The following is a 23356-nucleotide window of genomic DNA, read 5'->3' as shown; positions in this document are numbered from 1 at the left end:
ACCTAAGTGTATAAAGTAATTTACTGCTTCTTTTAATCAATTACAACTAAACTTCTTGACCTATCAATATGATTAAGTAACATACGATACTCTTCTTCGTACATAGTTACACGTTGTAGAAGGGACTGGTTTTCTGCTTCTAAATTTTTTATTTGGTTTTGTAAGTTTGTAAATTCATTTGTTTTTTTATAATTTTGTAGAAAGAGAATAATATCATCTAATGTCATAGATAAAGAGTTTGCTTCTTTTTTTTGTTGAGTGGGGGAAATACTGTTTCCCACTTTTCGATTTTGTTTTGCTTGTTGTATTTCCTCTTGGTATTGTTTTCGCACATATGAATTCCAACGAAATCCGCAAGCGGCAGGTGTTCTAGCTAATAATTTTGCTACTTCTTTGAATGCAGCTAACTGTGTTCCACCGTTACGAATATTCTGGAGTACTGTTGATGCGAGAAGTAAATCGTTATCGTTAGTCCAGGAATCTTGTCTTGAGAGTACCACGTTTTGCCCCCTTTATATGTTTTATATTACATATATGCAATTACCTATAATGATAGAAGCCTAACATCTATTTAAAATATTTAGGACTAAGTGGATACAATTAGACATTCTTTAAAATGCGAAATTGCATAAAAAATTAGATTGACTATTTGTTATAGTTGTAACTATAATAGTTACAGTCATGCGGCTAAATTAATAGGTTTAATGGTGTGAAGTAGTTGCATTAATGATGTTTAAGCAAATATTAAAAAATGAACGGAGTTGGAAATATAAGAAGCTTATATAAAAAGAATTAAGGCCATATAAAGCATTTTATAATCATATATAAATTAAAAGAGGTGCACATTTTGAAAATTTTTAAGGGAATTATAGTTTCTTCAATTGCGTTAACAGCATTTAATGGGGTGGGTGGACTACTTCCAAGTGAAAAATCAGAAGTTGCCTATGCAGCTACTTACAATTATTCAAATAAGCAATTAAATTCTACTGTACATAAGCAAGTTACGAAACAATTAATTTTGAAATTCAAAAATGAAGCGAATTTACCGTATCAGGATGGAATAGAAAAGTTCATTAAAGAAGAAAAACAAGATCCTGAATTAATTGGAATTTTAGCTGAATATCCAAATGTAACTATAAATCGACTTTTTAATTCTTTAAATCCTAAAGAAATTAAAAATCTTGGTAAAGAAATAAAAGATTCCAATCATATTTCTTCTAATTTGCTAAACTATTATATTGTAGAAAACCAAGGTGATATTGATGTACAAGCCTTACTTGCAAAGTTTGAGAAATCATCTCTTATTGAAACGGCGTATTTACAGGAAGAAGAAACGCCACCTGAAGAGCATTTACCAAATTTATCTGTTAATCCATATGATGAGCCTAGACTTACAAGACAAGGTTACCTTGAACCAGCACCATTAGGAATTAATGCACCTTATGCCTGGAGTATAAAAGGTGGGGACGGAAAAGGAACTACTTTCGTAGATATGGAGTATGGTTGGTTATTAAGTCATGAAGATTTAGTGAATCAAAAGATTGAATTGATGTCCGGACAGAATAAGAGTGAACACCATGATCATGGTACCTCAGTATTGGGAATTGTTTCTGCAGAGGATAATAACATAGGTGGAATTGGGATTGCACCAAAGGCTAAGGTAAAGGTTGTATCCCAGATTAGGGATAACGGAAATTATAATACAGCTGATGCTATTTTAAGTGCGGTTAACAATATGCAAGCTGGAGATATTCTTTTACTAGAGGCACAAGCAACTTACGATGGATATGGAGATAAGAACTATTTTCCAGTGGAAGTAAAACCAGACATATTTGATGCAATTCGTATGGGAACAAATAAGGGAATTATTATTATTGAAGCAGGTGCAAACGGCGGAAATGACTTGGATCAATTTAGAGACCGTAATGGTAAACAAGTTTTAAATCGTAATAGTCCTGATTTTAAAGATTCAGGGGCAATTATGGTTGGGGCAGCTTCTGCAAGGGTTCCTCATAAGCGTTCATATTTCTCTAATTACGGTAGTAGAGTGGATGTGTATGGATGGGGGAATGCAGTAGATACTACAGATGCTAAACCAAGTGAATTTATAACAAATCTATATACATCTAGTTTTGCTGGAACATCTAGTGCATCGCCTATTATTGCTGGCGCTGCAGCATCAATTCAAGGAATTGCAAAAAATAATCAGGGGAGAGTATATACACCAAGACAGCTTAGGGATATTTTAAGTGATTCTAGCACCGGAACGAAATCTAATGATCCAACTTCTGATAAAATTGGTGTTTTACCTGACTTAAAAGCCATTTTATCTAAACTTGGTTTTTCACCAAACTTAAGTAATGATTCTTCCATTGTATTTCCTGAGGAACAAGAAATAAATAAAGGGAATAAGAGAAATGAAGGATCTACTATTACGTTCCCAAAAGAAGATTCCGCTAATAGTGAAGGGGACTCTAGCTTTATTTTCCCAGAATAATTGTAGGGATATCTTCTATTTAATATAAAAGAATTTCATATAACTAGTTGAGTATAATAATGCTGAGATAGGCTCTTATGTGTAATAGCATAAGAGCCTATCTGTTATACTTTTAACTATATAAGAGGGAAAGTACTTCTTTAGATATTTACCTTGCTTAACAAACCAAACATTACAATGGACATAATGAATTCGTACTAGTGGGTATTTTTATTTGTTAAATTAATGGCGGGGCGGATCGATACGGTAGAATCCCTTATCTTAAAATAAATTAGACAACAAAGGAATGGAGAATCCATTTTAAAATGTTATATTTTCATGGGATTTATAATTTTATAAAATTATGACATTTCATGTTTTTTTATTTTAATTTATTTAATCTGCATTATTTTTTATAAGGAAGTTTTTCGTATTACTAATTGCTTGAATTGATTTAATTTTAATAGTGATTTTATTTGGAGATTGTATAATCTTATTAGTTGAATTATCTTTTATCTGTAGATTTGGCCCAGTAACAGCAATTGATTCTTTACCAATACTCATTATAAAACCTTTAATATGAATTTGTTCTAAAAATATTATGATGGGTAAATGAATTAATTGATAATTACGTAAAAGTTTTTGGATTTCATTTGTAATATCTTTAATATTTTTAGACGTGTTGATTTGATACTTAGAAATCGATTGTGGATTATTTTGTTTTATCTTGAATCTTTTTGACTCTGCTTGCGGAACAAGTGGGGATGGTAATTTTAATAAAACTGTGGAAATCTTTTGTGAACATGATGGAATATTTGTAGATTTTGATGAAACTGTAGATTTTTGTTGTGAACGTGATGGAGTATTCGTTGGTTCTGATGAAACTGAATTATTTTGTTGTGAACGTGGTAAAGTATCTGTTGGTTCTGATGAAACCGAATTATTTTGTTGTGAACGTGGTGGAGTATTCGTTGATTCTGATGAAACTGAATTATTTTGTTGTAAACGTGGTGAAGTATCTGTTGGTTCTGATGAAACCGAATTATTTTGTTGTGAACGTCGTGGAGTATAAAAAGGGATAGGATCTATATTAAACAATTTAAACTTAGGTTGTTTAATATTTTTTTGATTTGAACAAAACTGATACATCTAAACACCTCCTAAAAAGAGTTGTACTATATAGTAAACAGATTATGTAAAAGAGTGCTAATAAAAAAATAATAAACAAGCCAAAATTATTTTCTATATAAGTGATATTCTAGGCTAATTTATATCAATTAAGGTTTTGTAAAATGAAATTTTAAAAAATGCAATGGGTATTTACAACCCATTGCATTTTTGGGTTTTATTGATTATTCCCCTTGGTCATCACTAACTGATAAAATTGAACTAATTTTAACACTAATTTGGTTTGGATTTTCAAGGTCTCCACCAGTAGCATTACTTTCTACTTCGACACCTTCGCCGTTACCACGACGAAGAGTAACAAAGTTTTCTCCAATTCGAGTGATAAGACCTTCTACATGAAACGATGGTAAAAATAATACGACTCTTGCACCTACTAATTGAAATGCGTGTAACAATTCACGGATTTCATCTTCATGACGTTCTGGCATTTATATCTTCCTCCTCAAATAAATTAAAAAAGTAGAAAGGGGTTAAAAAAATACCTCTTTGCTACTTCTCAAGATAGGATATGTTGAAAATTACTAATCGAAATAGACAAAGTGGTAATTTATTTTTAATGATGCGGAATTTTACTAGGGTTCAAATATCTCTATAGTGAGAAGTTATTAAGAGGTTATTAGCCCTTAAAATAGTAGTTAATCTTGTGTTTAAGTGAGAGATTATAGACATTCTGCTAATTTTAAATGGTAAATAATCTTGTTTTGGATTCATTTTAGTCTGTTTAATATTTTTGATTTAAACAAAACTGACATATCTAAATACTCTCTAAAAAGAGTTGTATTATAAAATAAACAGTTTGTATGAAGGAGTGATAATAAAAAGAATAATAAAGGAATCAAAATCACTTTCCATATAAGTAATATTTCAGGGTAATTCATACCAATTAAGATTCTGTAAAATGAAATTAAAAAAATGCAATGGGCATTTATAATCCCATTGCATTTTTGGGTTTTATCGATTATTCCCCTTGGTCATCACTAACTGATAAAATTGAACTAATTTTAACACTAATTTGGTTTGGATTTTCAAGGTCTCCCCCATTAGCATTACTTTCTACTTCGACACCTTCGCCGTTACCACGACGAAGAGTAACAAAGTTTTCTCCAATTCGAGTGATAAGACCTTCTACATGAAACGATGGTAAAAATAATACGACTCTTGCACCTACTAATTGAAATGCGTGTAACAATTCACGGATTTCATCTTCATGACGTTCTGGCATTTATATCTTCCTCCTCAAATAAATTAAAAAAGTAGAAAGGGGTTAAAAAAATACCTCTTTGCTACTTCTCAAGATAGGATATGTTGAAAATTACTAATCGAAATAGACAAAGTGGTAATTTATTTTTAATGATGCGGAATTTTACTAGGGTTCAAATATCTCTATAGTGAGAAGTTATTAAGGGGTTATTAGCCCTTAAAATAGTAGTTAATCCTTTGTTTAAGTGAGGGATTGTAGACAGTCTGCTAAATTGAACTGATAAATAATCTTATTTTTATAGCCATAATAAACTTTGATGAATGGTATTTTTATATATATTCATAGAATGGAATTAGCGTATTGTATACTGGGAAGATTAAGAATGAATAGGGATGAAACCTTATTACATCCTGTTACGGTTGTTAAGTATGTAATTCTTGTCGAACAATTATTAAATAAAATTTGTTTTGGGATAGAATCATGAGGGAGCACTCTTTTTTCTTTGAATGGAATTTGAATATGAGGATGTTTTTCTAGTTTAATAGATAAATTCTACTAATTATTTGAGCAGATTGTACAAATAAAAAGATTTAACTCAGAAATACAACAAGCTGCAACTAATATTTGGATATTTAAACGGAAAATTCTCACATATAAATTGTCAGGACAAAATAATTTTTTACTGTTCGTTGACTATACAAGTAGGGGAACTGATTATTTTAGAAAAATGTTTTCTTGTTAAGGATTGCAGCAGAGTCTGCTAAATTTATTGTTCATCTTCTTGCTCCATCGGAAAAAAAGCTTGTAGACACGGACAGGTTAACGGTCTAATGAGCGATGATACCTCCTCATACATCGAGTTACTAATTGAAGAAGAGAATAAGGATCAGAAGGAATTATTGCATTAATCAGGAAGGAAACTTTTATAATAAAGAAGGCTCCAGAACCTTTATTTTTTGTTATCGGATATTTTATTTGCTTTAACAAATTAATTATTACAGTGGATATATTGAAAAAAGACACCTCAAAGTGTCTCTTTGTTTTTATATACAAGCCGCGTTTTAAGAAGGTTTAATTGGCATATGAATTAAGGAGATGTCTTACTTGTTCTATAAAATAATGATGGTGTATATTATTTTTTGATACTCGACTAGCCATAATAGCTCCTTCCATGGAAGAAGAAAGGAAAGAAGTAAGTGACATAACATTTATATCATCTTTAATTTCTTTTTTTTCGGTTCCGTCTTTAAGTACTAAGAAAGTTTAATTTTGTTTATGTATTTGTTGAAGCTTAATGGATTTCGTAATGATTATGATATAATAAAGTTCAAGTATACTAAGGGGGATTAATTAAATGATTTTTCAAAGCATGATAACAGCTATTATAGAAAAATTACAAGAGACGGTAAATCCCTATTGGATAATTGTGTTTGGATCAACGGCTGAGAATAGAGAACGGGAAGATAGTGATATTGATATAGCTTATGTAAGTGATACAACTTTAGGGAATTATGAACGTTTTTTATTAGCACAGGAGTTAGCTAACATTGTTCATAGAGATGTTGATTTAGTTGATTTATCCGAAGCTTCTACAGTTTTTCAAGCTCAGGTTATACATACAGGAAAGACAATATTTTGTTCTGATGAAGAACGGAAAATCATTTTTGAAATGAAAACTTTAAAAATGTATTCAAAATTGAATGAGGAACGCAAGATAGTATTCGATGATATAAAGAAAAGAGGCTCAATATATGAAGAATGAGGTTATTTTAAATAAAATCTCCACAATAGAGCGTTGTTTAAAAAGAATCCAAGACGTGTATGGAAATGACCCTGAAAATCTGGAGGATTACACAAAGCAAGATTCAATAATATTAAATATACAAAGAGCTTGTGAAGCGAGTATTGATTTAGCAATGCATATTGTTGCTGGAAAAAAACTAGGACTACCTCAATCTAGTCGAGAAGCTTTTGATTTATTGGTTACAGCAGGACTACTTAGCGCAGAGCTGGCAAATAAGTTAAAGGCGATGGTTGGATTTCGAAATATCGCTGTACATGATTATCAAAGTGTAAATTTAGATATTGTTCGGCAAATTATTGAAAAACATTTAACTGATTTTAAAATATTTACAAAAGAAGTTATGGGGATATTGGAATTATAGTGAGACACTATATAGGTGAGGAGAGATTGATATGCTCTTTTCTAATTTTAACATAACAATTTAGTTGTTTGCCTACTTGATTTAAAGATGAAAGAAGCAAGTAATATATGGCTGCATAGTGGAAAGATACTCTTTAAAGAGTGTCTTTCTTTGATTTACTGCGTTTACATCTAAACACTAATGTTTCTTTAATTAACTCTGAGTTTTATGTGTAAACAAATCCTGAAAAGCAAAGATATTTATTATGCTAAATTGTCAGCATTCAAATATATAGTTTTAAGTTTTAAGTTTTAATTATCTCAAAATAAATCTAAGGCAGAAAATAGCATAGAGAAATTTGAGGAATTACCATAAAATAAAAAGCGGACCAGATTGTCCGTTTTTTATTTTATCAGGAGAGAGTCCTAAATATTACTTTATAATAATAAAGTGAATAGGGTGTCTTTTAAATGTATTACTACTTTGTTTTTTATTATGGAAAATTTGAAAGGTGATTTTAATGAAAAAATATTGGCTTAAGCTATCGTTACTTCAAAAAAATATATTACTAACGGTATTAGTAATTCTGACGCTTGTGGGAAGTATGGGGGCGTTAAGTTTTAATATGTTTCAAAATAGTATGATGTCTATATTTGAGAGGCAGTCTTTTGAAACAGGAGATACAGTAATAAATCAATTAGATGTAGAAATAGTGAGAGATGTAGCAAAAGACCCCACGGCACAAAGAGTGAAGAAAGAAAAATTGACAGAGCAATTAGATAAAGCTATAAAAGATATGAAAAGTGTTGGACAAACATATGTTACAGGAGCCAAGCTAAATGATAAAGCTGAATTACAAATAGTAGCTTTGGATACAAAATTAGCAAATACTGTTTCTGTAAAACCAGGTGAATATTATGAGCAGCCTACTTATTGGATGAAAACATATGATAAAGTAATACAAACAAAACAGGCACAAATGACAGAAGTGTATGAAGATGAATTAGGGTTCTGGGTAACAATTTTAGAGCCAGTAACAGATGAAAATAAAAATATAATTGCAATTGTTGCAGCGGATTTGGATGCTTCTATTATTCCTCTTACAAAGAAACAATTTATGATACAAGGTTTACTATTTATTATAATTTCATTAACAATCGCAATTACAATTCAAATATTTATCTCACGAAGCTCTCTATCGCCTTTAAAGGATTTACAAGAAGGGTTACGTAAAGTTGGTGAAGGGGATTTAAGTATTAAATTGAATGAAAGATCTGATGATATAGGAATAACTAATATCTATTTTAATAATACTATTAAAAAGTTTAATAGTATTATAGATAAAGTAAGGCAGACTGCTGAACAGGTGTCTACATCTTCACAGGAATTATCGGTAAGTACAAAAGAGAATAGCATAGCCTTTAAAGAAATTGCAAGTGCTATTACAGGATTAAATTTAGGAGCACATTCTCATGAATATGTAGTGCAAAAATGTTTAGGGACTGTTCAAGAAATGGAAAGTAAGATGAAAGAAATTAAAGGAGCTGCAAAACAAGTTGGCAATGCTTTGGAAGACATGGACCAGCATTCTGCAAAGGGAAAAGATTTGATTAAGCAAATCGTGAATCAAATGAAAAGAATCAAAGATACAGTTCAGGATGTATCTTCTAGTATTTATGCATTAGAAGCACGATCTAAGGAAATTCATGAAATTCTTACTGTAATTACAACCATTTCAAATCAAACACATTCATTAGCTTTAAATGCTTCTACTGAATCCTCATGTGCTGGAGAGATGGGGGAAGAATTTTCAGGTGTTGCGGACGAGGTACGTATATTAGCGAAAAGAACCGAGGCATCTGCAAGGGATATAGCTAAATTAATTGGTGAAACCCAGGCTGAAGCAGAGAGAGCTGTAAGATCCATACAGAAGAGTTCAAAGGAAGTTGAATCAGGAATAACACTTGTTCAAAGTAGTGGTGCTTTCTTTGAAAAGATTTCAGAATCTGCAAAATCTGTTACAAATCAAATTAAAGCGAATTCGAATAATTCAAGTGACATTCTAAAAGATAATCAAACAATTGTTCAGTTTGTAAATGAATTATCACACATTGTAAATACATATGTGAATAGCAGTAGTAATGTGGAGAAAAGTATGAAAGAGCAAGAACTATATGTACAAGATATTGCAGAGTTAGCAAATTCTTTAAATTGGCTCTCGCAAGAGTTACAGGGGTTAATAGGGGAATTCAAAAGTAAGTAGGATAGGAGAAGGTGTAGGTATAGAGTATGACCTATACCTTTATTTATTCCCACATTAGAGATGAAAGCTTAGGTATATATGAAAAATAGCTAAACGAATAATTTTTTTGCATATTTTGTTGGAAATAGAGCATGATATTCCCAAATTCAACGGAGGTGTTTAAAAAATGCAAATTCGCGAAAATAATAATTCAAACGAAATCTTAATAGCAGCGGCAGCAAGTGCAATTGAGCAAATGAGGTATGAAATTGCTCAGGAGTTTGGCGTTACACTTGGACCAGATTCAACATCACGAGCAAATGGTTCAGTAGGTGGAGAGATTACGAAACGTTTAGTTCGTATGGCGCAAGAGCAGTTATCTGGTCAATATAAAATTCACTAAAGTTAAAGGTATATTCCATTGAAGGGATATACCTTTTTAATTTGCTTTTAAAGAGGATCGTTAAATTTTTTATTGTTGGTTAAGTTTAGAAACTGCAAATTTAGCTGTGAAATTCATTTTCTTCATGTAAGAAGAATTTACTCCTGCTTGAAATTGAACAGAAATATTACCTTCTTTTTGTGCTTTGAATACGCGACCATATGGTGAATTAGCATTGTATGTGCCAATTACTTGATTATCTGCATCAAAGACTGTATAAGAAATTGGGAACCCGGAATTTTGTACAAAGACTGTAAGTTCTTCCCCTTTACTAAGATTAAATGATTCTTTTTGAGAAACTTCATAGGAATTCATAGAGTAATATTTTGTAACTTCTTGAATTTCTAAATTCGTAGTTTCCGCACTCGCTTTTGGTGCCTCTGCTCCTGGTAAATTCATACCTGATAGTACTGCAATTCCTAGTGCCCCTGCTAAAATAGCTTTTTTCATAATGCTAGTTCCTCCTTTAATATATTTTGAGATTTGAAAAGGAAGTGAGGATACCACTTCTTGAAACCATTATAGTTACAATGAGAATTATTTTCAATAGAGAATAATATGTAATTCTGCATACACAAGATAGCCCTATAAGTTAATTTATTCGAAATTTGAAATGTTATTAAAAACAAGAGATCCTGCTAAACTCCTATTAATCTAAGAGTTTAAAAATATTCTAATGTGTGGAGATAATAAAATTTTTTAATTTATAATAAAGTCCTTTAAAAAATAATTAAGTTGTTTACTTCTTTTAGGACTAACGAAGTAGTTTAATGGAAGAAGAATTTATAGTAAGTGTTATAATAACCAATTGAAGAAAATAAACAAACTTCGTAAAGTTTGTAATCTAGTTACTTTAGTATAAAAGAATAAGATGGGGCGCTGTATGTGGTGAAAGTCGCACAAACAGTGCTAAGTGAGATATTGTAACTAAGAAGAAAAAAGCAGCTAGCAAACTGCAAACTGCTTCCAAATGAAATGTGTATTTATATTATATTTTAGCTGCCCATACTTCTATTTCAATTTTAATTCGTGGTAATCCTAATGCTGAAATATATCCAATTGTCATTGCTGGATATTCAGTATTAAATAATTGTTGCCATTCAGCATACATGTGTTCCCAATCAATTTCTTTAGTTGCCCATATATTTACTTTTATTATGTTAGCAGCAGTTAAATTTTCAGACTGTAAAACTTTATTTATATTTTGAAAAGTATTACTAATTTGTTCGTTCATACTTTCTGGAAATTGGCCATCTTCATTAATCCCAATCTGTCCTGATGTCACAAATAACTCTGCATTTCTAGGAATCTTAGTAATATGTGTATATCTTCCAACTGGTTGTGGCATGTTTATTGGATTTTTTCTTGTAATTATTTCATTTCTCATTTGATCCACCTCATCATAATAAAAATAACTGCAGTTTCTTCTGTAATCTGTTTGGACACACTTCACCCTATAAAAATGATTTTAGAAAAAAACAGCAGTTGAGTACCCATATCCATTTGATAGAAATTTTATCGATTTTTTCTTCATGGTTTTGATACTCTCCTTTCTTTAAAATGATAAAGTAAAATATTATTTTAAATAATAGATTAATATTATCTAAATGGCAACTAAGTTAAAAGGAAGATATTAATAAAAAAGTAAAAAAATAAAGAAATTTACAAAAAAACATTGACTTTTCTAATTTTTGGTAATTATAATACGGTGAATCAAAAATAATTAAGCAATAAAACAGGCAAACTTTATATTTTGTTTGCAACTATGTTGGTACCGCGATATAAAATTGTCCTTACTAGATTAATCTAGTAGGGGTTTTTGTTTATTTGAGAAGCAAGGAATAACCAATCTAGAAAAGGTTACATACAAATCGAGGAGGAAGAAAATATGTCAAATACAGACTTACAAGTAGTGGAAAATAAGATTGATGAGATTGATGTACAACTTTTAAAACTTTTAAAAGTTTTAAATGAGCGTGAAATCTTAGATAATATTGTAGAAAAAAACGCAGATTTATTTGATGCTCCGACAATGAAGGATGTATTCAAAACAATTTTTAAAGAGTACATAAATCTTCAAGAGGCAAATCAGCTTAAGACGTTACTTGTATCACGTAAAGCAAAATCACAAAATACAATTATTGATATTAAAGGTGTGAAATTCGGAAACGGTGAACAGAACTTCATTATGGGACCATGTGCAGTTGAGAGCATTGAGCAAGTTCGTATAGTTGCAGAGGCGATGAGGGAGCAAGGAGTAAAATTAATGCGTGGCGGTGCATTTAAACCGCGCACTTCTCCTTATGACTTCCAAGGTCTTGGTGTAGAAGGATTAGAAATTTTACGTCAAGTAGCGGATGAATACGATTTAGCAGTCATTAGTGAAATCGTAAATCCATCCGAAGTGGAAATTGCTCTACAATATGTAGATGTAATCCAAATTGGCGCACGTAATATGCAAAACTTTGAGTTATTAAAAGCAGTAGGATGTGTAAATAAACCAGTCTTATTAAAACGTGGTTTATCAGCAACAATTGACGAGTTCATTCACGCAGCAGAGTACATTATCTTGCAAGGTAACAATCAAATTATTTTATGTGAACGTGGAATTCGTACATATGAGAAAGCGACACGTAATACGTTAGACATCTCAGCGATACCAATTTTAAAGAAAGACACGCATTTACCAGTAATAGTAGATGTTACGCATTCAACTGGTCGCAAGGATTTATTATTGCCGACAGCAAAAGCAGCTCTAGCAATTGGAGCAGACGCAGTAATGGCGGAGGTACATCCAGACCCAGCTGTAGCATTATCTGATTCAGCGCAACAAATGGACATCACACAATTTAATGACTTCATGAATGAATTGAACAGATTTATAAATAAATTAGCATAATATACAAAAGGAAGTTAGTCTATCATTTTATATATGAAAATTAGCATTGTTTAAAAATATTTAAAAGAAAGGAGAAACGCGGTGAAGAAATGTATTTAACAAATAACAAATAGTTATGCGGAAACACTGCTAACAACCTTTTGGAGAACATCTATTTCTTCAAATGTTGTTAGTGGTGCTTTTTTTTTCATTTAGAGCCAATCCCTTTTTGAATTTAAAAAGTAATAAGGGGTGTAAAAATGAAGAAAAATACACATATAGACTATAATCAGCATTTAGCAAAGGATTTAGCTATACAGAAAGTGCTGAATAAGATTAGAATTTCTGATTTTGCTACTTATCCATTGTACTGATTAGCAATCTTTTCATGAAGTCTTGCGACTTGTATCATAGCTTTGTCTCTCTTAGCCGAATCTTCCTTTTTACACGATAAGGAATGTTTTAGAAACACTAATCTTTTTTCAGATTTTCTCAACCATTTAGGGCTTCCATATTTTGAACCGTTAGACGGTATTGCAAACTCTTTCAAATCAACATCGATTCTTGTTTTTGTATAGGGGATAATTGCCAGTAGGTGTTTGAGTCGTACTAATGTTTTTAATTTTTAGTAGTTTGATATAACGATTCTCAATACAGGTTATTCCTTTTTAAATATTGTTTGTATAACTTCAATGGTTATCTTTCTTAGCTTTGACACCTGGAAATCTTACAAATTTATAACGGAATAAATTGGCGTATGCTTTATTTAGATTCAGTTTGGCATTGGCTAACATCAAACTATCAACTTCTTTTAGAAAAGAAAAGTCAACCATGTATCGTGGAGGTTTGGGATGTTTTATGGATCTATCGAAGCTTTTTATGATTTCTGATAAGAACTAATTCCACCCGAAAGCATTGTATTATAAACAAAACAAACGCAACCATCAAGTTAGAAAGGGGCATCCTGACAACAGAAAGCACGTAATGTTTTAGGACAAAAGTTCAGGAGAGTTGGCATAGGATTCGGTCTTTGGATCCCCATTCATTGTGTGCCAATTGAAGGTGCATCATTTTGATCTTTATCAGAATTTCCATAAAAAAGGTTGTTTTTCCATATATTTGTGTTAATATGTGAACCAATGTTAATATTTCAAATAATTAAAAAATATGTAAATTTTTAATGTATTTTTAATAATTTTTACCATAAATGGTTTGTTTTACCTTTATTTTATGTTAATATGTGAATCGACACCGATAAATTTCTATTAATTCAAAATCATGTAAATTTAAATATGGTGGATAAGGAGATGTAACAGGAAATGTAAAAAGGAAGACAACGGAGTAGTGAAAACAAAAATGAAGATTTGCCAGTACAAGATATACAAATCTACACCTCTCTAGTTTATTTAAATTTAAAACGTAATATTTGAAACAATCTTTCAGCCCATTATTAATAATTAGAGTGTTACTTAACAAATCTTAAGTGCCTAAACTGATAGTATGTATTTCAACTGTCATTGACTCTTTAATAAGGGGAATAGTGACTTGGATATAATTAGCAATTCGCAGTAATAAGATGCTTAAATGAGCTCATTCTTACAGTATTACAGAGTTTGATTTTTAAGGTTAATTGGATTCCAAGTAATTACATAAAATCACTATAGTAGATTGATTTCCTTTTAATTAGAATTTTTCTTTTAACTTAAATGATAACAAAAAAATTTGGAGTTATATTGGAGGCTAAGATAATGATTAATACTAATTTTGATACTATTATCGTAGGAAATGGAGCAATAGGATCCTCTATAGCATACGAGCTTTCTTCTAGAGGACAAAGGGTTGCACTAGTAGGTAAAGAAACACGTGAGTCAGCTGCTTCTACAGCTGCTGGAGCGATGAATGGCTGTTATGGAGAAATTACTAAAAGTCTTATGAAAAGTGAATTTGGTCGAAAAAAATTATTAATGGATATTAAGGCTAAAAACATGTGGGAAAGCTGGCTATCCAGACTGAAGAAAGATTCAGGTGATGAAGAAGAGGTGATAATTTCCAGAGGGACGGAAGTAATCCTTAACACGGCAGGAACAAGAGATGTGGATTCCGTAAATTTTATTGAGATAGAGAATGCACTTAAAGAAAATTCGGAGCAATATGAATCGATGGATCCAGATAATCATAAATGGCTAAAACCTGATGAACAAGTAAGACCTCTTAAAGCATTATTAATAACAGACGAAAATGCTGTAGATCCCAATATTTTATTAAATAAATTATCCAAAGCAATTCATAATCTTGGGGGAATCATATTTAATGAAAATGCTTTATCAATCATTAGAGAAGGAAATAAAGTTTGTGGAATTGAACTTAACGAAAAGAAAATTTTTGCAAAAAACATAATTATAGCTGCAGGGGTTCAGTCGCTAGATTTATTAGATTTCGATATGGAATTGAAAAATAAAATACCGCCAATGTTTTCAGGTTATGGAGTATCAATACTTGTAGAATTGGACGATATGGAAAATTATCATAGGGTAATCAGAACGCCTAATAGAGCGTTTGCATGCGGTTTACATTGCGTTCCTAGAAATGAAAAGGAGTTGTACATCGGTGCAACAAATATACTATCGGAATTTCCAAAGAAAAATGCATATGTATCTGATGTACAATTTTTATTAGATTGTGCAGTTGAACAATTACACTTAAATCTATTTAATGCTGACATAAAAAAAATTCAAGTTGGAAATAGACCGATACCAGCTGATGGATTTCCATTAATCGGAAAAATTGAATATGATGGCCTTTGGCTGGCAACGGGAACATATAGAGATGGATTACACCAATCTCCTTTAATAGCCGAACATCTAGCAAACGAAATAAATGGTATTGTAAACGAAATAGACCTTTCTGATTTTAATCCAATTCGAAAGCCTCTCAATAATACAACAAGACATGAATTGATATCAGGAACAACCTCAGAAATGTTTGCAACTGGTTACGAATATCGTTGGGACATACAACCTTATTGGCATCCTATATTAGAAAAAGGAATGTTGCATAGTTTTGAAGAGATATTAGACGAGCTTCATACAGAATTCGCTCCACCACCTGAAATACTTTCTCTTTTCCTTACGCATCCTAAATCTTCTAAAGAAAAACTACAAACATACTACAATGCATGGAGTTAATGATGAATATAAAAAATGACTATATCAACCTCTTAAAAAATTCAGGAGTGTGGGACCCTGAGGGGGATTACGAAAAAATATACAATAAATATCGTTTTAGGGAAACTGGACAAGATGTCGGAAAAGAAATAAAAGAATTTGAGGCAGATATCAATGAAAGATGTAATAGAATTCCCTTGGGACATATTTTAGGTTACGTAGAACTGAATTCCAACAGATATGTTGTTGGAACAGGAGTCTTTATACCAAGAATACAAAGCTTAGGAATAATTGATTGGATAAAGGAAAATAAACGAATTGATTCTAGTTCTTTAGTTTACGACTTATGTTCTGGTTCTGGCGCAATAGGAATTGAGATGTGGAAAATGACTAATGCAAAAATTATTTGTATAGAAAAATCAGATGTAGCTGCAAAGTATCTCAAGAGAAACATTTTACGTCATAATGCCAAAAGGGTTTCAGTTTGCAAAGGGGACATCAAAGAATATAGTGACAAAATGATCCAAAAATCAGGCGAAGCGGATATAGTTATATCGAATCCCCCATATGTACCTAAAAAAATGAAACAACCTCCTGAGTGGGGGGTACATCATCCTGAAGAATCTGTATATGCAGAACAGGGTGGTCTAGATATTATTAATGCTTCGGCTCTATTTGCAAAGGAAACATTAAAAAAAGACGGAGTAGTATTAATAGAACATGACGAAAATCAAGGAGAAAGCGTCAGTGAGATATTAGCAAAGAATAATTTTTATAAAATACAAACAATAATAAATGAGAACTATTCAGACGAAACAGGTCTTTCTATATTTACTATAGGTTATAGACAATAAATAAGGATGAGAACAATGTGTTTAAGTAAGGAATGAAAAGGATTATTTAAATATCATTTATCTTTAATAAATTATCATCAATATTAGTTTTTACTAGTTTACTATTTGATACAAACATATATGAATCGCGTATTATTAAAATGAAATTTTCATCTAGCAAATTGTAATGATGAAATTATTTAATGTAGTAAAGGAGGAATAATTAATGAAGGAAGGTTTACTTGAAGAGTGGAGATCAGAAATCGATAATATAAACACTAAAATTGTTGAACTGTTATCGGAAAGAATGAGAGTGTGTACAGAAATAGCAAGGTATAAATACAAATACAATATTAATATGATGCAACCTAAAAGAATCGAAGAAGTATTAAAGAAAACAAGTATAATAGCGAAAGAAGAAAATATAAATCCGAAATATATTGAAGATATATTCAAAATTATAATTAATGAAACATGTGAGGTAGAAGACAAATTGATTAAAGGAATGAAAGAAAACAAATGAAAACACTAATAATAGACAATTATGATTCTTTTACCAATAACATTGCGCAATACGTTTATAGAGTAACTAATACCTGTCCTATAGTAATAACTAATGATTATCCTTTTGATAAAATTAATTTATCTGAATTTAAAAATGTTATATTATCTCCTGGCCCAGGAACACCAGAAAAAGATGAAGATTTTGGTATATGTAAAAGGATAATTAATGAAGTGAATATTCCCATTTTAGGCATCTGTTTGGGTCACCAAGGTATTAATTATTGTTTAGGTGGAGAGGTCGGAAAGGCTCCTAAACCAGTACACGGTTATAAAGAGTGTATTTTTAATAGTGGCGAAAATATATTTAAGGACTTACCAAATAGTTTTTTCGCAGTGCGATATCATTCTTTGATCTGTACCAAACTCGCTCCTTCACTTAAGGTAACCGCTCAAACTCAAGATGGTTTAATAATGGGCATTGCACATAAAGAGTTACCTATTTATGGCGTGCAATTTCATCCCGAGTCAATTGATTCGGAGTTTGGTGTTGAGTTAATTAGAAATTTCATTGAAATTTCTATGGAAAATTCCTACGGGAGGCAATTAAATGTACCAGATTTCGCTTAAAGAAAAGTTAGAACGTGTAGGTTGTCCAATGAGTGTGGCTTCAAAGAATATTGAACAAGATTTAGGGTTCTCTAGTATAGAAGTATATGAAAATTTATTTTATGGTTCAAAAGATAGTTTTTGGTTAGATGGAGAGTTATCAAGTGAGTTTGGCAGTAGGTATTCGATTATGGGAAATTGTGATCAAGATTCTACAATTTCCTTCATTTATTATGTTAGAGATTCAAGATTGGATATAACTGGTCCTAAAGGTCAAGAATCGATTTATGGAGACTTTTACGAGGTCATGGATTGTATATTTTCTTTAATTGACAATAAAATTTCAAAAGATGTTCTTCATCCGTTTCAAGGAGGGGTCGTTGGATATTTAGGATATGAATTAAAAGCCCTTAGAGGGATTCCAAATAAACATACATCAGATATGCCGGATGCAGTTCTTTATTTACCTAAAAATATCTTAGTGTTTGATCATAAAAATCAAAAGAGTTATATGTGTAACTTTTGGGGTGAAACTTTAAGTATACCAGACGCTATAGTTAATAAGAGTGAAAAGTTTATACAAACAAGAAAAATCGAACGCTTAATCCCCCCAACAGAAGATGAGGTTAATTTAGAAATTGTTGGTGATGATTATAAAGAAAAGATAAAATTGTGTCAAAAATACATTACTGAAGGTGAATCTTACGAAATATGTTTAACCAATCGTGCTTCAATGCCTTATAGTTTTGATCCATTATTGCTTTATAAAGAAATGAGGCTTTTGAGCCCAGTGAGATACAGTGCCTTTTTCAATACCAAGGGTTTTTCAATATTAAGCTCTTCTCCAGAAATGTTTATAAGTATTGATGAAGAGGGAGAAATGACATCTAAACCAATTAAGGGAACCAGAGCAAGAGGCACTACTGAAAAACAAGATAGTTTAGAAAAAGAAAGTTTAATGAATTCCTCAAAGGATAGAGCAGAGAATTTAATGATTGTTGACTTAGTAAGACATGATTTTAATGAAGTTTGTTATCCTGATACAGTGCGTGTACCAGAAGCTTTTGTTGTAGAAACATATTCATCTGTACACCAGTTAGTTTCAACAGTCGCTGGAAAATTAGATTGGAAAAATGGCATTTTTAAATCTATAGGAAAATGCTTTCCAGGAGGCTCAATGACTGGAGCTCCAAAACTGCGAACCATGAGAATAATAGATGAACTTGAAGAGTCTCCTAGAGGTATATATTCAGGGTCTATAGGATGGGTTGGTTTTAACGGTTATACGGATTTAAGTATTGTAATTAGAACTATAGTCCTTAAAGATCAAGTTGCAACCTTTGGAGTAGGAGGAGCTATTATAGAGGCATCAGAGCCTGAAGATGAGTTTCAAGAAACATTAATTAAAGCTTGTGTCCCGTTTCAGAGTATAAGGAGGGTTCAAAATAAAAATGGAAAATGAGAAAATTATTATATTAGGAGGAAATGGATTAATAGGACGGTTTATATCCGAATTACTAATGAAGTCTGGAAAAAATCTAGTAATTTTAGATAAAGATAAGTTCGAGTGTAATTTTTTAAGGACTGAGTGCGAAAAGTATTATTCAAACCTAGAAATCATAGTATCTGATGTACTATCTGATGATATTAATTATCTTTTCTCTTCGGGTGATGCAATTGTTTTTGCATTACCTGAAGCTGCCTGCTTAGAAGTAATGTCATCAAAGTCTCATTTAATTAAGGAAGAGGTAAAAATAATAAATACATGTTCAATACAATCTTCTTTTTTCAAGCATGCTAAGACCTTTTTACCGAATAACCCTTTGGTAGGTATTAATTTTATGTTCTCTCCCACTTTGCCTTATAAAGGAAGAGGAGTAGCCATAGTAAAGGAGGAAAATTCTGAGGTTTATACTATGGTGAAAAATTTAATTGAAGATAATGATATGGTAGCATTTGAGTTTGACCCACATAGCCATGATGAGAAAGTTTCTCTTGTTCAAGCACTTCCTCATATTTTAACTCTATCATTGATTAGTGTATTAAGCGAGAAACATAACTTTTCAATAGAAGAACTAATACAGCTCTCCCCACCACCTATGCAGATGATGTTATGTCTATCAGCTAGACTAACAGAAAATTCACCTGATGTTTATTGGGACATTCAAAAGCATAATCCTTATGCTGAGAATATTAGAGCCGATGTAATCGATTCTATATGTAATCTAATTAGGATAATAGAAGGCGATTACTTCACTGACTTTTCTATTTTGTTGAAAAATCATGAAGATGTTTTGGGTGGATCTTTAAATGAGCTCAAAGTAAAATGCAACCAATATTTTAATATTTTATAATTGATTACTCTTATGTTCACAATAGAAGGAGTCGTATTATGGAAGAAAAATCTGTTAGACCTTTTGTCTCGATTATTAGAAGTAAACCAAAATTATTGGCGCTTTTAATAATCTTATTACCTGTTTTGAGCGTTACAATTGATAATACTATACTCTCATTTTCCTTACCACAAATCACATATGCATTATCTCCTAGTGCTGCTCAACAGCTCTGGATAATTGATGCTTATGCTTTAGTACTGGCAAGTTTACTTGTTACTATGGGAGGGTTTGGTGATCGCAAAGGGCACAAAAATGTACTTTTTATCGGCAGTCTTGGCTTTTCTATAGTATCTTTTTTAATCATTTTTTCGCAAAATGCAGGCCATATTATTGCTGGAAGAGCAGCTCTAGGCTTTTTTGGCGCAATGATTTTACCAGCCACATTAGCTTTAATACGTTCAACTTTTCTAGATAGAGAGGAACGAAGATTAGTAGTAGCTGCTTGGGCTACTTGCTTAACGATTGGATCGTCAATTGGACCGGTTGTTGGTGGAGTATTGCTTACTTTCTTTTCTTGGCATTCTATCTTTTTAATTGCAATTCCTTTTTTTATTCCTGTAATATTGTTGATTCGTAATTTTATTCATGAATCAACAGAAAAGTTAACTGGAAAAATAGATTTCTTAAGTATTGGAATTAGTTTCATTGCAATGTTTGGTATTATGTTTGGTTTGAAACAAGTTGCTACAGGAGGAGAATGGCCATTAACATTTCTAAGTATATTTATTGGAGTGATTTTTGGTTTTCTGTTTGTAAAACGACAGCTTGTTTTACCTAATCCATTGTTAGATATGAGTCTCTTTAGAAATACAAGCTTTTCCTCGCTTGTATTCATCAATATGATAAGCTTAGGTTCATTAATAGGCTTTATTTTTTTTGCAACACAATTGCTTCAAATATCACATGGAATATCGCCATTAGTTAGTAGTCTTATCCTTGCCCCAGGTGAATTATTGGCTATTGTTTCTGGAATAGCAATTGTGGCAATTGCGCAAAAGGTTAAACCAAATTTTATAATTAGTGGCTCCCTTATTCTTATAGCTATTTCTTTTTTAGCTGTATATAGTTTAACACTTACACCTCTAATTATTGGTTTATCATTTCTGTTCATTAATAGTGGTGTTGGTATTATTGCTACAGTATCTAATGACCTTATCATTTCGTCAGTCATTCCCGAAAAAGCTGGAGGGGCCTCATCCGTAAGTGAAACTGCTTATGAAGTTGGAGTTGTTCTGGGTACGACTCTAATTGGAGGAGCGATAACGTGGTGGTATAGAAAATCGTTTTTGTTACCAAACTATCTTAATGATGAGATTTCAGAAGGTTCGGCAGATACGCTTGCAGGTGCTTTATCCGTAAGTAATTCTTTACCAAAAGATATAGCTAATGATTTGCTCAATATTGCGAACTCTGCCTTTTTAACTGGAGTTGAATATACGAGCTTAGCAGCATTTTGTTTTGTTCTACTTACTGCTATTCTATCTTTCTTTTTTATTAAAGAAGAGAATCCCTCTAATAATTAAATTTAGAGGGATTCTTTTAGCGGAAAATTAGCTTAATAACTAAATTACGTCTTATGAATGTAGGACGCATAAGCTATTAATCACCTAAGAGGTAATACTTACATAGAAAAGCAGCAACTAAGGTCGTTAAAGCTAACTTTAAAAACAAAGATTCCTCTTTGGAGTTGTTATAATATTTTTTATTATTAGACTTGATAAATAATTTAAAAAGAAGGATTGATTATTTATGAAAAACAATATCGATAACCTAAGTGAAATAGAAGAGAACATTGGAAAATTTATTAAATCTTTTTTATCAGATCAGCAAAATTTGCATAACCAAGATGTAATTAAATTCGCAAACGAGGATGTATTTAGTATATTGGGTGATTTAGAGATACCAAGTGAAAGTAGACCGATGAGCGATGTTATATCTGATGCAGTAGAATATATTTATAAATATAGAGCTAAACTAAATCACCCTAGATATTTCGGTTTTGTACCTGGTCCTGCGTCATTAATTTCGTGGGTAGCTGATGTTGTGACAAATGCGTATAATATGCATGCAGGGAGTTGGATGTCAACACCTACGGCTAGTTTTATTGAAAAGGAAATCATATCTTGGTTAAATAATAAAATAGGTTACTCAAATCAATCTGGTGGGATTTTTGTATCAGGTGGTTCTATTGCAAATATTACAGCTTTGACTGTAGCACGCGATAACAAGCTTAATGGAGATTTGGCAAAAGGAGTAGCATACATCTCAGATCAAACACACTCATCTATAATCAAAGGTCTAAAAATAATTGGCATAAACGAAAGTAATATTAGAATAATTCAAACTGATAAATGTTTTAAATTGAATACAAAGATGTTGTGTGAACAAATTAAAGAAGACCTAAAATTCGGTTTAAAGCCATTTATAGTTATAGCGAGTGCTGGAACCACTAATACAGGAAGTATTGATAATATGGAGGAAATTCATATCATTTGCAAAAAGTTTAATCTTTGGATGCATGTTGATGGAGCCTATGGAGCTACTGTTCTTCTTTTAAAAGATTATAAAATTAAATTAAAAGGAATTGAAAACGCTGATAGCATAAGTTGGGATGCGCATAAATGGTTATTTCAAACATATGGTTGTGGAATGATTTTGGTTAAAGAAAAAAATTTATTATTTAATAGCTTTAATACTAATCCTGAATATTTAAGAGATGCTCAAATAAATAATGAAGAAATTAATTTTTGGGATTTTGGTATAGAACTTACTCGTCCAGCTAGAGCTTTAAAGTTGTGGTTCACTTTGCAAGTTCTGGGGTTGGAAAAGATTAGAGGATATATTAATCATGGTATAAGTCTAGCAGAATATGCAGAAAGTGAAGTGTTGAAGTACAAGGATTGGAGCATCGTAACCAGAGCTAACTTAGGGATATTAAATTTTCGATTCTCACCAAAGGCTTTTGAAGATGAGATATTAAATAAAATCAATACAGAAATTTCTAGAAGAATTGTAAATAGTGGTTATGCAGGGGTCTTTACGACGGTATTAAACGGTCAAGTAGTTATAAGAATTTGTTCAATAAACCCTGAAACGAGTTACATAGAAATGAAAAATACAATAGCACTTCTGGATAAGTATGCAAGAATAATTTCTGAAGAAATTCTGTTCAGTTTAAATAAGAGCAAAGATCTGCAGAACTCAAAATGATGAACTTGATTCGTCAATTCATTTCACATTTTCGCTCGCTAGGTATGGTGCATTTAGAAATTACACTAGAAG

20 protein-coding genes and 2 pseudogenes are annotated in these 23356 nt (G+C 31.5%); 15 read left to right on the top strand and 7 right to left on the bottom strand.

Annotation, left to right across the window (positions count from 1 at the left end):
* Positions 1 to 32: 32 nt before the first annotated feature.
* Positions 33 to 500: an RsfA family transcriptional regulator gene (locus AC1Q8L_RS22960; RefSeq protein WP_000244510.1), complete on the bottom strand. Its 468-nt coding sequence runs from the start codon at positions 498 to 500 to the stop codon at positions 33 to 35.
* Positions 501 to 847: 347 nt separating this feature from the next.
* Here AC1Q8L_RS22960 and AC1Q8L_RS22955 point away from each other — a divergent pair, with 347 nt between their 5' ends.
* On the top strand, positions 848 to 2497 hold the full coding sequence (locus AC1Q8L_RS22955) for a S8 family peptidase (RefSeq protein WP_025118682.1): 1650 nt from the start codon (positions 848 to 850) through the stop codon (positions 2495 to 2497).
* Between the two features lie 375 nt (positions 2498 to 2872).
* Here AC1Q8L_RS22955 and AC1Q8L_RS22950 read toward each other — a convergent pair whose 3' ends face one another.
* The 3 genes from AC1Q8L_RS22950 to AC1Q8L_RS22940 form a co-directional block, all read right to left on the bottom strand.
* On the bottom strand, positions 2873 to 3625 hold the full coding sequence (locus AC1Q8L_RS22950; RefSeq protein ID WP_025118681.1) for a hypothetical protein: 753 nt from the start codon (positions 3623 to 3625) through the stop codon (positions 2873 to 2875).
* Between the two features lie 203 nt (positions 3626 to 3828).
* Positions 3829 to 4092: a hypothetical protein gene (locus AC1Q8L_RS22945; protein ID WP_065705211.1), complete on the bottom strand. Its 264-nt coding sequence runs from the start codon at positions 4090 to 4092 to the stop codon at positions 3829 to 3831.
* 530 nt (positions 4093 to 4622) lie between these two features.
* Entirely contained in the window at positions 4623 to 4886 is a 264-nt protein-coding gene (locus AC1Q8L_RS22940; protein ID WP_001115161.1) for a hypothetical protein, read from the bottom strand.
* Between the two features lie 361 nt (positions 4887 to 5247).
* Between AC1Q8L_RS22940 and AC1Q8L_RS22935 the strand changes: the two are divergent.
* Positions 5248 to 5684 (top strand): annotated as a pseudogene (locus tag AC1Q8L_RS22935) (DUF2935 domain-containing protein); the annotation flags it as partial.
* Positions 5685 to 5936: 252 nt separating this feature from the next.
* On the opposite strand, the pseudogene AC1Q8L_RS22930 reads toward AC1Q8L_RS22935, so the two are convergent.
* Positions 5937 to 6119 (bottom strand): annotated as a pseudogene (locus AC1Q8L_RS22930) (TetR/AcrR family transcriptional regulator); the annotation flags it as partial.
* A 100-nt stretch (positions 6120 to 6219) separates the two neighbouring features.
* On the opposite strand from AC1Q8L_RS22930, the gene mntA reads away from it, so the two are divergent.
* The 4 genes from mntA (at position 6220) to AC1Q8L_RS22910 (ending at position 9654) form a co-directional block, all read left to right on the top strand.
* On the top strand, positions 6220 to 6627 hold the full coding sequence (gene mntA, locus AC1Q8L_RS22925) for a type VII toxin-antitoxin system MntA family adenylyltransferase antitoxin (protein ID WP_000577228.1): 408 nt from the start codon (positions 6220 to 6222) through the stop codon (positions 6625 to 6627).
* Positions 6617 to 7030: a type VII toxin-antitoxin system HepT family RNase toxin gene (gene hepT, locus AC1Q8L_RS22920; protein WP_000787553.1), complete on the top strand. Its 414-nt coding sequence runs from the start codon at positions 6617 to 6619 to the stop codon at positions 7028 to 7030. Before mntA ends, hepT begins: the two co-directional genes overlap by 11 nt.
* 499 nt (positions 7031 to 7529) lie before the next feature.
* A complete protein-coding gene (locus tag AC1Q8L_RS22915; protein ID WP_000761129.1) occupies positions 7530 to 9272 on the top strand; it encodes a methyl-accepting chemotaxis protein in 1743 nt (580 codons plus the stop codon).
* Between the two features lie 166 nt (positions 9273 to 9438).
* Positions 9439 to 9654, top strand: coding sequence for an alpha/beta-type small acid-soluble spore protein (locus AC1Q8L_RS22910; protein WP_492339496.1), 216 nt, complete (start codon positions 9439 to 9441; stop codon positions 9652 to 9654).
* Between the two features lie 69 nt (positions 9655 to 9723).
* Here the strand turns inward: AC1Q8L_RS22910 and AC1Q8L_RS22905 are convergent, their stop codons facing one another.
* Positions 9724 to 10143, bottom strand: coding sequence for a hypothetical protein (locus AC1Q8L_RS22905; RefSeq protein WP_000709195.1), 420 nt, complete (start codon positions 10141 to 10143; stop codon positions 9724 to 9726).
* Between the two features lie 538 nt (positions 10144 to 10681).
* Complete coding sequence (locus AC1Q8L_RS22900) at positions 10682 to 11080, bottom strand: RidA family protein (protein ID WP_001243362.1); 399 nt, start codon at positions 11078 to 11080, stop codon at positions 10682 to 10684.
* A 501-nt stretch (positions 11081 to 11581) separates the two neighbouring features.
* On the opposite strand from AC1Q8L_RS22900, the gene AC1Q8L_RS22895 reads away from it, so the two are divergent.
* The 9 genes from AC1Q8L_RS22895 (at position 11582) to AC1Q8L_RS22855 (ending at position 23284) form a co-directional block, all read left to right on the top strand.
* Positions 11582 to 12592 carry a bifunctional 3-deoxy-7-phosphoheptulonate synthase/chorismate mutase gene (locus AC1Q8L_RS22895; RefSeq protein ID WP_000072211.1) on the top strand — a complete coding sequence of 337 codons (1011 nt, stop codon included), beginning with the start codon at positions 11582 to 11584 and terminating at the stop codon, positions 12590 to 12592.
* Between the two features lie 1727 nt (positions 12593 to 14319).
* Positions 14320 to 15756 carry an NAD(P)/FAD-dependent oxidoreductase gene (locus tag AC1Q8L_RS22890; RefSeq protein WP_000611144.1) on the top strand — a complete coding sequence of 479 codons (1437 nt, stop codon included), beginning with the start codon at positions 14320 to 14322 and terminating at the stop codon, positions 15754 to 15756.
* A gap of 2 nt (positions 15757 to 15758) precedes the next feature.
* Positions 15759 to 16589 (top strand): N5-glutamine methyltransferase family protein, encoded by an 831-nt coding sequence (locus tag AC1Q8L_RS22885; RefSeq protein ID WP_001022343.1) that lies wholly within the window; start codon positions 15759 to 15761, stop codon positions 16587 to 16589.
* A 205-nt stretch (positions 16590 to 16794) separates the two neighbouring features.
* Entirely contained in the window at positions 16795 to 17091 is a 297-nt protein-coding gene (locus AC1Q8L_RS22880) for a chorismate mutase (protein WP_000657987.1), read from the top strand.
* Positions 17088 to 17699 carry an anthranilate synthase component II gene (locus AC1Q8L_RS22875; protein WP_002094255.1) on the top strand — a complete coding sequence of 204 codons (612 nt, stop codon included), beginning with the start codon at positions 17088 to 17090 and terminating at the stop codon, positions 17697 to 17699. Before AC1Q8L_RS22880 ends, AC1Q8L_RS22875 begins: the two co-directional genes overlap by 4 nt.
* A complete protein-coding gene (pabB, locus tag AC1Q8L_RS22870; protein WP_002094256.1) occupies positions 17680 to 19140 on the top strand; it encodes an aminodeoxychorismate synthase component I in 1461 nt (486 codons plus the stop codon). Before AC1Q8L_RS22875 ends, pabB begins: the two co-directional genes overlap by 20 nt.
* A complete protein-coding gene (locus AC1Q8L_RS22865) occupies positions 19130 to 20032 on the top strand; it encodes a prephenate dehydrogenase dimerization domain-containing protein (RefSeq protein ID WP_000426686.1) in 903 nt (300 codons plus the stop codon). The genes pabB and AC1Q8L_RS22865 overlap by 11 nt, the downstream gene beginning before the upstream one ends.
* A 38-nt stretch (positions 20033 to 20070) precedes the next feature.
* Positions 20071 to 21597 carry an MFS transporter gene (locus AC1Q8L_RS22860; RefSeq protein ID WP_000391635.1) on the top strand — a complete coding sequence of 509 codons (1527 nt, stop codon included), beginning with the start codon at positions 20071 to 20073 and terminating at the stop codon, positions 21595 to 21597.
* A 226-nt stretch (positions 21598 to 21823) separates the two neighbouring features.
* Complete coding sequence (locus tag AC1Q8L_RS22855) at positions 21824 to 23284, top strand: pyridoxal phosphate-dependent decarboxylase family protein (protein ID WP_000794347.1); 1461 nt, start codon at positions 21824 to 21826, stop codon at positions 23282 to 23284.
* Positions 23285 to 23356: the final 72 nt, after the last annotated feature.

Source organism: Bacillus sp. GW823-FHT06A11, assembly GCF_058795355.1.
The sequence above is the reverse complement of the archived record's forward strand: the minus strand, read 5'-3'. Positions and strand labels throughout refer to the sequence as shown.